The following is a 10391-nucleotide window of genomic DNA, read 5'->3' on the forward strand; positions in this document are numbered from 1 at the left end:
AATGAAAACTAGACTTTTTATGATATTTGGTTTTTTGTTATTGGGTTCATTTATTCCTAATAATGCATATGCTTGTTCTTGTAATGTATATCCTGACTATTTACGAACTTTAATAGAATCAAGTTCTGCATTTCAGGGAACTGTTACAAAAATCATACAAAACGATATCTATGAAGAAGTTTATTTTGACATCACTTTTCCACAAAAAGGAATCTCGTCTACTAATGAATACATGATTAAACAGACTAAGCTTAGTAGTTGTGCAGTAAATTACAATGTTGGTGAAACCTATCAGGTCTTTACGTACAATGGAGAAGGAATACGTGGGATGACTAATATGTGCAGTACAAAACAAATCACTGGTTTTAGCGAATATTCCCATGAAGATGAGAATGGTCTAGTAGAACATTACAGAGAAAATTATAATATTTTAACTCAATATGACCTAGGAACTATAATTATTTCAATATCTGTTGTCATAATAATTCCAAGTATTGTTGTTTGGAGAAAAAGAAAATGAAAACTAGATACTTGTTCCTAATCGTGTTATTTATTGGCATATCTATCTCCGTAACTTCAAATCAATTTGTAGATGCAAGATCAATAGCGCCTTTTTCATTTAACTTGGCAGATGAAATAATGTATGATGGAATTTTATTTTATGTTGATGAGGCAAAGACACACTTTGAGGTAAGCAATGGGAAAACTTCTACATTCCCTCTGATAATATCTTCAAGAGTATCTGATGGGACAATAGTTGATTTTCATGCAACAGTAAATAATGACCAGATGGGAAAAATCGTATTTCCTCCAGGAGTGAATATTCAACTTGAACCAAACCAAATTACTCTCAATGGGAAAGACCATATTCTCAATGTCACTGTGCATGTTTCAAAAAATGCTCCATCAAGCAAGTATGATGTAAACCTTGTAGGTGTCTGGCATGAAGAAGGTAAAATTCCTAACTTTATGGGAACATCATTTTTACTTCATATTGGAAGTGATGAAACATCATATGAAATAATTGGACTAGATTACAGGAATAATCCTAACGTTCCATTGTTAATTTCAGTTGAAAAGTCTGGTTATGACATGTGCGATTCTTGGACTGCGAAGATTATTGATGTTTTGCATAATTCAACTGTATGGGAAAAAGATTATTCTAAGGGATGTGTTATGGTGGAACCTACTATACTACACAAGTTTGAGTATGAAATAACTAACAAGAATAATCCTTTAATTATTTCAGAAATTGGAGATTATGTATTTCAAATAATTATTGGTGATACATATCTTGAAAAAGACTTTATCGTTAGAAATAATTTTAGTGGAGGCACATTGGATAAAATAATTTATCCTGTACCGTGGGAAACTAGATCTCCATTAAAACAATTCAAAGACGGAATTAATCCCAAAGTAATTCACTGTAATGATGAATTAGTTCTTATTCAAAAATATGATGAAACTCCTGCATGTGTACTATCCGAATCGGTTCCAAAACTAATACAAAGAAATTGGATAAAGATAGAAAATATGACATCAGAAAGCTCAAGACTTTGTTATGATGTTCCTGATGGAGGATTATGTAAAGCCTCAATTGAGAAATATTATTTTGATTGGGAGTCAAAATCCTGCAAATCTTTTACATGGGGAGGCTGTGGAGGAACAGTGCCTTTTGACACTATGAAATTATGTCAAAATCTATGCAATTAGGAGCAATAGAAAATGAAGACAGTTACAATCATGGTACTTACATCTGCCATTGTTCTACTTGGAGTAATATCAGGAGTTGTTATTTTGCAAAATAGCTATTACTCTCATGAACCTATAATTGGTCAAAATGACTTGGCCTGTTTTACTGTATGGAGAGTTCAACTAAACTCTGATGTCGATTATAAAACACTAGAGAAAATTTTACGAAATAAAATTGCGGAATTTGGTTTTGTATATGATATTGATCAAAGAGAAATTACACTTGAAAACATTGGAAAGAACCGTGTCAAAATTACAGTAGAAGGTACATGGTGGTCAGATCCAGATTTCAAAGAACCTGATCTTCGTAAATCTATCTTATCTATTGAGTCAGTGGAAAAAATTGAAGATTTTATTGGTGGTTCCAATGAAGGAGGATGTCATTGAAAATTAGATTATTTATTATAATTCCAATCATTATTGTGTCTGCAATACTTGTAGTATTTGCTTATGATTCTATGTCCCTTGATAACTTGTGTTACAATGATGGAGGAAAAAGAATCGGTGATACGTGCTACATTCCAATAATTACAAATTCTACAAAAGAAAACTTTGAATCTTTAGATATTTCTCAAATTAAATCAATGAAACCCGATAGTATGGAATTTTTCTACTATCCTAATAACAAAAATCATGACGCATATCAGCTGTTCATGCTAATTAGACTCCCAGAATGGATGGGAGGCGGTGCAAATGATGTCTCTGCATTTAGAGCATATAGTGCAAAATCACTTGATGATCCCTGTCTTGTAAAGTACTGGCCAGGGTATGACAGACAAATAATAGAGAATCCTTGTCAGGGAGGAATGTATAGGGTGATTGATGGTGCATTACTTTCTGCAGGAACTCCTTTATCTGTCAAATTGACTGCATTGCCTCATCTTGATCTAACCATTGATGAGAATGGATTTCTGTATGTAGAGCCGCCTAAATTCACAAAGACAGACAATGGCGTGATTGGATATGGCAGAGAGATAACCCAAGAGGAATTTGATAAAGGAACAATCTTGGAAAATACAATGCGCCAAAAATTTCAAGACAAAATAAATAATTTCTATTTCCCAGAAACACTTTCTACTGGACACAAACTACAGTCATTAGACTATAGGGGTTCTGGAAAGATTGCATTTTACCTAAAAGATGACAGATATGAGAAGATGATCACAATATCCACTGCATTTTGTGACTGCTCAAAAACATACAACCAAGTTCTTGAATCTGATGTAAAATTTCATTATGGTGAATTTTGGAGGATAAATAATGTCGACATTTATGCAAATCCTACAATAGTTGATGCAATAAAAAATACTAGAACATCTTATTCATTTACATTTTACAAAGATGGATTCAAAGTAGTTTTTTCTACGTCGTTGCCTTTAGAAGATGGTATGAGACTAGTTTTGGATAATTATTTTCCAGAATATGAATATGATGACATATTTTTGATTTTAAAGAACTAATATGAAAACTAGACCATTGACAATAATCGGAGTTAGTTTGCTTGTATTTGGATTAGCAAATGTTTTTCGATACATACCAATATCGATAATATTCATAAGCCAACCATTTCCATTTGAGCATCTTCAAAATGTGATTCCAACTGAGTCTGGAACTCATTTTGAAGTGGGTTATCTTCCAATCGATGAAGCCATAAATGATCCATACTGGTTATTTTGGTCATTGACTCTTTATGTTGGAATAGGAATTGTTACTTTTGTAATATGGAAAAATACAAAATCAGTACCAGATGATTTTGTCAGTAAATGAACATTCACAAAACAGATCCTGCAAAAAAAGATACGGATAGTAATGGAATGTTATATTGGTGATGAGATCAAATTTGGGTTAAATTATAAAAGATTTATCTTATTTTTTTATTTCATCTAACATTGAGGCCACTATCTTATCATTTTCGACTTCAATTTCTGTGCTTATACACAATACACCGTTATTGATTGGAAATGTGAATCTTTTTATTTTTTCAAACATTGCCATGGCATAAAATGGATCTCCGATGTACGGTTGTAATTCAATTCTATACTGCCATCTTTTTACAGCATCATTAAGGGATTTTTCAGTAATCTCTTTATCCATATAGGATTTTACTCCAGATTTCATCAGATAATGCATTTTCTCATTTTGAATCATTCCTACAAATCGGATATTTTTGTCAATAGAAAATATTTTTTCGGCAAACTCGTCAAATTCAATTTTATTCACATATGATAATATGAAATGTTTCAAATAAGGATACTGCTACCTTTAGGCTCATGTTTTAAGATCATTTGTCTAGTCCAGAAAAGTCAGACCAACTCTTCTCATACAAATTCTCCAAGATATTATCTAGATTCTTAAGGTGTCTACTAGGACCTACATGAAGCTGTTTTTTTGTTTTAAGATCCTTTTTTTCTATTTCGTGTTCTTTTTTTCGTTTTTCTACACCGGCCCACCATTCGGCAAAACAAGTCTTACCTATCATCTCAGGAGATACAGTTAGCTTGTATTGTGTGCCATATCCCCCACGACCCTTAGAGCTGGTGTTTGATACTGCAATTCCAGAGTTTGCAATATCCACCAGGATCTCAGATACACGCCTATATCCAAGTGGCTTTTCATCCTTGTTTAGAATCATGCCATACTGCTTGAAGATACTAGATGTTGCATGCCAATCATTATCAGACAAAAAAGTAATTCTAGCAAGGGCAGATGCTACTAGCTTAAAGTGAAAAGAACCAGTAGATAAAATCTGCTGGACTCTATCTTTTTGCAGATGTAATGAAGCACTATCAATGTGAATGACTGACAGTGGTTCGTTTTTCAGACTAGCGATTTCGGCTCCTACTCGAAGCAAATCAATTGCTCTTCGTGCATCTCCGTGTTCTGATGAGCTAATCTTTGCACAATACTCCAAGACAGCATTATCAACGGGTTTTGCAAATGAGTTTTTTGCACGATCTTGCAAAATTGACAATACATCTTTTTTAGAATATGCCTCAAAGAATATCTCAGAAGAACCAATTCTTGAACGGACTCGCTCATCAAGATCATACTCTGATAGTACGTTGTTAGTTATCCCAATTATACACAACAAATGATTTTTTTCTTTAAGTTTTTCTTCTAGTATAATTAGCTTGTATACAAAATCAGATGGGCGTCCTCTTTTGTCATAAAACAAGACATCTAGCTCATCTAATACCAAAACAAAAAGATTCTTTTTTGTACCATCTAGAGTTTCTGAGATTGTTTTTCCAATCTCATCCACTGCAAGATTTATTCCTTGAGCACTCTTGAGGTTTTGCTTTCCAAGCTCAGCTAAAATAAGATTAGCACATCCAAATACCGTCTTTGCTCGTCTAAGATTTACAAAACAAAATTCAATATCATCTATATTTTGGCATACATATCTTACAACAGTAGATTTTCCACATCCGCTTCTGCCATACACTGAAACATATGGAACTACAAATCCCTGGCGATGACTCAAAAGTATACGCACTAGTTCTTTTGCCTTGTCCTGACGTCCTATTATTTTTGGAGGAAAAGAGAGGGTCTCAAGATTTGCTTTTTTTGAAAAGATCGAGTTTTCCTTTTCTATTTCAGAGATCATTTTTTGAATGTCTTTTTTCTCCATCGGTATGATAATATCTCCACTAGAAACGCATATAAAAATATCATAAATTACATACCTAAAAATATACACGAATCAAAAAACTCAGGTAAATTGATATACACTTAGAATAGAGTTTTTGTCAAAGTCCGCAATTTTAACTGATGAAAAATGAAATGGAAAACACTACAACATAACGGGATATTATTTCCTCCTGCCTACGAAGCGCATGGAATTAAGATAAAGATCAAAGGAGAGAATGTAGACCTTAATCTCAATCAAGAGGAGATGGTATACCAGTGGGCAAAAAAGAAAGACACTCCATATGCCCAAGACAAAGTTTTTCAGAAAAACTTTACAGAAGATTTTGCTAAAACATTACCAGCAAAATTCAAAAATATTTCATATCAAGATATTGACTTTTCTCATGCTTACAAAATAGTCGACAAAGAAAAAGATCTCAGAGAGATGATGACAAAAGAAGAAAAGAAAGCCCTAGCCCTTAAACGAAAAGAATTACGAGAAAAACTTGTTCAAAAGTATGGCAAAGCAATCATGGATGGAAAAGAGGTCGATGTTGCAAATTACATGGCAGAACCTCCAGGAATTTTTATCGGTAGAGGAGATCATCCACTAAGAGGAAGATGGAAGCCAAGAGTCACTGCTAAAGATGTAACGCTAAATCTTGGCAAAGATGCCAAAGTTCCAGAAGGAAACTGGGGCAAAATTGTTCACGATAACGATTCGATGTGGCTAGCGGGATGGACAGATTATCTAACTGAAAAAAGAAAGTATGTCTGGCTTGCAGATACAGCAGGACTAAAACAAGATAGAGACAAAGCAAAATACGAAAAAGCTGTAAAGTTATCCAAAGAAATTGAGAAAATAAAAGAAAGGATAGTAAAAGACATGAAGAGTAAAGATCCAAAAATTAGCAGGATTTCAACTGTATGTTATCTGATTTATAGAACTGCAATGAGAGTAGGCGACGAAAAAGATCCTGATGAGGCAGATACAGTTGGTGCTACTACATTAAGAAAAGAACACATCAACATTACAGAAAATACAATCGAGTTTGATTTTCTGGGAAAAGATAGTGTAAGATGGCAAGAAACAGTCAAAGCAGAAGGCAACGATAAGCAATTCCAAGAAAATCTAAAAAAACTAATTCAAAATAAAAAACCAAAAGATGAGATTTTTGAAGATATAACTTCAAGACATGTAAATGCATATTATTCTAGCATAGTAAGTGGACTAACTGCCAAGGTTTTCAGAACCTATCTTGCAACTACAATGGTAAAAAATTATCTAAAAGAGCATGGCAATGTAAAAGGAAAAACACCTAATGAAAAACTGTATCATGCAAAATTAGCAAATTTGGAAGCAGCTATAATGTGCAATCATAAAAGAACCATACCAAAAACCTATGAAGACGCACTTCAAAAGAAAAGAGACACACTAAAAAATATAGCAAAAGATCAACCATGGAAGAAAACTATGGATGCATTAAAGAAAGCAGAAGAGATAGAAGCAAAAACTGATGCTCAAAAAAAGAACAAGGCAAAAAAAATTAAAACACTAAATGAACAAATAAAAAAACAGAAAGAAAAACACAATGAACGAGCAGAAAAACTACAATTACAAATTGACTTGTCAGAGAAAACTAAAGATTACAATCTTGGGACATCATTAAGAAACTACATAGATCCACGTATCTTCAAAGCTTGGACCAACGAAGTAGGCGTAGAATGGGAGAAATTATACACTGCAGCATTACAAAAAAAATTCCTTTGGGTACAAAATGAAAAAGTATCATGGTCTGAATTATCTAAAAATTAAGAATTTGTTTAAAAATCATCAATAGATATTTAACATGACATACGTAGCATTTAATTTCTCAAATTATTTGAAATACTTTATGCCGGGGTAGCTCAGCCTGGTTAGAGTGCCAGTTGATTGGTAAACTCTACCGGTTCTTCCAAAAAAGGCAATACTCATAATCTGGAGGTCGTGGGTTCGAAACCCATCCCCGGCACACATAATTTCATGTAATCAAATTGGATTGATCTTACCGATTACAATATCAGGATTATAATTAGAAATAACAATTTTAGAAATAATTTCAATAAATGTTGCTCAAAATCTTATTAATAAGAAACAGGTAGTATAGGTGAAAATAATGGCTAAAATAAAAGTACGATCAGGAAGAGGTACAAGAATTGTTGAAGTCGATGATTCTTCAAATTGGGCAGGTTCTGAATTCAAAAAAATTCAAGAAGCAAAAAAAGCAGAATCAAAAGACAAGTATGTTTCCGTAGGACGTGGAACTGGCAAGATAAAATTTAGCGACATTCCATCTACTGAATCCAAGTCAACAAAAGGCATGTGGGTTAGTTCAGGAAGAGGAACTAAGAAAAGAAAACTCGACGATTAGAGAAAATCCATTCGCCTCGAAAAATACGTTTGCGTGTATAGCATTAGCTAAATTAAAAATAGAAAAAAGTAAGGCGTTGTAATTATTTGAATGAACGTACCTTACGAATTACTTTGTTATGATCAAATGAAGCAGTGGTAGTTACATACACAATATGATCTTTGCCAGCAGGAATTACTATCCTCTTGACTTTATCATATTCTGCAACTACGTATTTACATGGTCCAAGTGATTTCAACAATTTTTTTCTTTGTTTCCAGTCATATGCTGCAGCCTTTAATGATGCCAAACTTTGTTTCTTTGAAACCAAAATCCGTACTTTCTTTGAACGAGCAGAAAATACCAATTTGCCTTTCAGATCACACAAACTGACAATTCTGACAGATGGACTGATCTTCAAAATTTTTTCAACTGCTTGTTGAATTTCCATAATTATAAGAAAACTTTCTAGGTGATAAAATTTTCTATAAAAATTTTAAATAGCAATCTTTAGTAACAAATTGGCTCATTTTTGAACAAATAGAATAATAATAGAATCAAAAAGTATCATTTGAAAGTAGATAATATTGAAATTAATTTGTATGCATTGCAGTAAACCATTTGAAGGTGAAAATACAAAATTTTGCTCTCAGGGTTGTAGAGATTCTCAAATAGTTGCTCTAGAGAGAAAAATACGAGAGATTGTAGACAATGATACTAGTCATACCAAAAAATTTAGTCGAGGGTACTAGAATAGCCACGTTCAACTAATTTTGCAATACTTTCAGATTTAACACATACAGGATGAAATGAATTAATCTTAAAAATTAATTCTAAGCCTTCCTTACATGAAACATTTTTAGGCAGAATTCCCGATTGGAGTTGTTTTAGAGGTGAAAGAGAAACATCTCCTTTTTCTACATTAAATTCTAATGGAACAATTCGTAAAATCCTATCATCATTATGTGTTGGTGTTCCTCTCCCATCTTGATTACTAGTTAGAACATACAAATATCCATCTGGACTCATATTCACACTACGTAAACGACCAAACTCTCCATCAAATAATGCATTACTACTAATGACTAAATTATTTTCTAAATCTAAATCCAACATTCTCAAATGATTTCCACGTAATGTTGCGATAAAGTATTTTCCATACCATTCAGAAATTTTATCAGAATTATAAAATACTGAACCAGATGGAGCCCATGTATCATCACCAGTATGTAAAATTGGATTTATGAGATCCACGCTTGTCTCATCACCTACAATATTTGGCCAACCATAATTTTTACCGGGAAAGATTACATTAACCTCATCATGAGCATTTCCTCGTTCACCTGATGGACCATGTTCAGTTTCAACTAAAATTCTGCTTTCTGGATGCCAATCAATTCCTTGCGGATTTCTATGTCCTAAAGAATAGACCGGAGAATTTGGAAAGGGATTGTCTTCAGGAATGGTACCGTCAGAATTTATTCGTAAAATTTTTCCGGCTAAAGAATCTATATTCTGAGCCGCTTTAGAATTTGCGGCATCACCTGTTGTAATGTAGAGTTTTCCATCAGGACCAAACTTTATTCGTCCTCCATCGTGTATTTGACTTCCAGGAATTTTATCAAGTAAAATCGTTTCATTAGATAATTTATTATCAGATTCAACATAACGAACAACTCTGTTATAGATATCAAAAAAATCTGAATAACTATAATATAGATACAAATAATGATTTTCTTCAAAATTAGGGTCCAAAGCTAATCCAAGTAACCCTCCTTCAGAACCAGATACTTTTAATGAAATTATAGGTTCAAAAATTAGATTATTTTCAATTATTCTCAGATTACCAATTCTTTCTGTAAAGAAAATTCTACCATCAGGGGCAAAATCAATTTCCCAAGGTATTTTCAGGTTTTCTGCAACTGTTTCGACTTTAATACCAAGTTCTGGAAATTCTTGAGCAGATGAAAATGAAACAAAACCTATTGAAAAAATACCGAAAACAAAAAAGAAAATTTTAAGCACATGAATACTTTGATGTTATCAAATTAAAACATGATCTTGTATAAATTAAACAAAATGTATTTCAAATTTAAATTGTGGATTTAAAGACAATCAATAAATTAAAATAAAAAAACTATTGGGGAGATAAATCAGCATTGCCAAAAAGAACCCCAAAAGCCTTACACCAGATCAAAACTTTACTATATTTTTCAAGATCTGTGTTTTCTGGTATGTCATAATTCTGGTTTCCATTATTTGCTTTGAGCTTACCAAGACTAACAAATTCAGAGGCTTTGTCATCTGTAGACAAATAGACATACAAATCAGGACCGTTAGTTGCTTTGAAATTTTCTAATCTTAGGACATTATTTCCATCATTTAATGGAATTGTTCTTGCCATTCCTTGTGCATCGTGTATTCCGTCACCTACACCAACAAATGTACCTGCATATGTTTGTATTTTCATATCTTCCATAATTGGTTCGCCCTTCATCATGGATTCATCTTTCATCATGGATTCATCTTTCATCATGGATTCATCTTTCATCATGGATTCATCTTTCATCATGGATTCATCTTTCATCATGGATTCATCTTTCATCATGGATTCATCTT

General features: G+C 32.9%; 12 protein-coding genes and 1 tRNA gene. 8 read left to right on the forward strand and 5 right to left on the reverse strand.

Annotated elements, in window-relative coordinates:
- Position 1: 1 nt before the first annotated feature.
- Genes K5782_RS09560 through K5782_RS09580 form a run of 5 tightly spaced genes read left to right on the forward strand, consistent with a single transcriptional unit; the run spans position 2 to position 3519 of the window.
- Complete coding sequence (locus K5782_RS09560) at positions 2–520, forward strand: hypothetical protein (protein ID WP_297466066.1); 519 nt, start codon at positions 2–4, stop codon at positions 518–520.
- On the forward strand, positions 517–1713 hold the full coding sequence (locus K5782_RS09565; RefSeq protein WP_297466067.1) for a BPTI/Kunitz-type proteinase inhibitor domain-containing protein: 1197 nt from the start codon (positions 517–519) through the stop codon (positions 1711–1713). Before K5782_RS09560 ends, K5782_RS09565 begins: the two co-directional genes overlap by 4 nt.
- A 12-nt stretch (positions 1714–1725) precedes the next feature.
- A complete protein-coding gene (locus tag K5782_RS09570) occupies positions 1726–2139 on the forward strand; it encodes a hypothetical protein (protein ID WP_297466068.1) in 414 nt (137 codons plus the stop codon).
- Positions 2136–3212: a hypothetical protein gene (locus K5782_RS09575; RefSeq protein ID WP_297466069.1), complete on the forward strand. Its 1077-nt coding sequence runs from the start codon at positions 2136–2138 to the stop codon at positions 3210–3212. The genes K5782_RS09570 and K5782_RS09575 overlap by 4 nt, the downstream gene beginning before the upstream one ends.
- A 1-nt stretch (position 3213) precedes the next feature.
- Positions 3214–3519 carry a hypothetical protein gene (locus tag K5782_RS09580; protein ID WP_297466070.1) on the forward strand — a complete coding sequence of 102 codons (306 nt, stop codon included), beginning with the start codon at positions 3214–3216 and terminating at the stop codon, positions 3517–3519.
- A gap of 99 nt (positions 3520–3618) precedes the next feature.
- Here the strand turns inward: K5782_RS09580 and K5782_RS09585 are convergent, their stop codons facing one another.
- Both K5782_RS09585 and K5782_RS09590 read right to left on the reverse strand, forming a co-directional pair.
- Entirely contained in the window at positions 3619–3972 is a 354-nt protein-coding gene (locus tag K5782_RS09585; protein WP_297466072.1) for a hypothetical protein, read from the reverse strand.
- Positions 3973–4033: 61 nt separating this feature from the next.
- On the reverse strand, positions 4034–5383 hold the full coding sequence (locus K5782_RS09590; protein WP_297466073.1) for an AAA family ATPase: 1350 nt from the start codon (positions 5381–5383) through the stop codon (positions 4034–4036).
- A gap of 147 nt (positions 5384–5530) precedes the next feature.
- On the opposite strand from K5782_RS09590, the gene K5782_RS09595 reads away from it, so the two are divergent.
- The 3 genes from K5782_RS09595 to K5782_RS09605 all read left to right on the forward strand — a co-directional run bounded on the left by K5782_RS09595 (position 5531) and on the right by K5782_RS09605 (position 7793).
- Complete coding sequence (locus K5782_RS09595; protein ID WP_297466074.1) at positions 5531–7198, forward strand: DNA topoisomerase I; 1668 nt, start codon at positions 5531–5533, stop codon at positions 7196–7198.
- Between the two features lie 81 nt (positions 7199–7279).
- A tRNA-Met gene (locus K5782_RS09600) sits at positions 7280–7394 on the forward strand.
- Between the two features lie 144 nt (positions 7395–7538).
- The gene (locus K5782_RS09605) at positions 7539–7793 is read left to right on the forward strand and encodes a hypothetical protein (RefSeq protein WP_007551194.1); all 255 of its coding nucleotides are present in this window, start codon (positions 7539–7541) and stop codon (positions 7791–7793) included.
- A gap of 82 nt (positions 7794–7875) precedes the next feature.
- Here K5782_RS09605 and K5782_RS09610 read toward each other — a convergent pair whose 3' ends face one another.
- The 3 genes from K5782_RS09610 to K5782_RS09620 form a co-directional block, all read right to left on the reverse strand.
- Positions 7876–8223: a hypothetical protein gene (locus K5782_RS09610; protein ID WP_007551195.1), complete on the reverse strand. Its 348-nt coding sequence runs from the start codon at positions 8221–8223 to the stop codon at positions 7876–7878.
- Between the two features lie 284 nt (positions 8224–8507).
- Positions 8508–9797, reverse strand: coding sequence for a PQQ-dependent sugar dehydrogenase (locus K5782_RS09615; RefSeq protein ID WP_297466075.1), 1290 nt, complete (start codon positions 9795–9797; stop codon positions 8508–8510).
- Between the two features lie 112 nt (positions 9798–9909).
- Positions 9910–10391 (reverse strand): DM13 domain-containing protein (locus K5782_RS09620; RefSeq protein ID WP_297466076.1); only part of this gene is annotated, 482 nt, incomplete at its 5' end.

The organism is Nitrosarchaeum sp. (assembly GCF_025699065.1).
Classification (GTDB): domain Archaea; phylum Thermoproteota; class Nitrososphaeria; order Nitrososphaerales; family Nitrosopumilaceae; genus Nitrosarchaeum.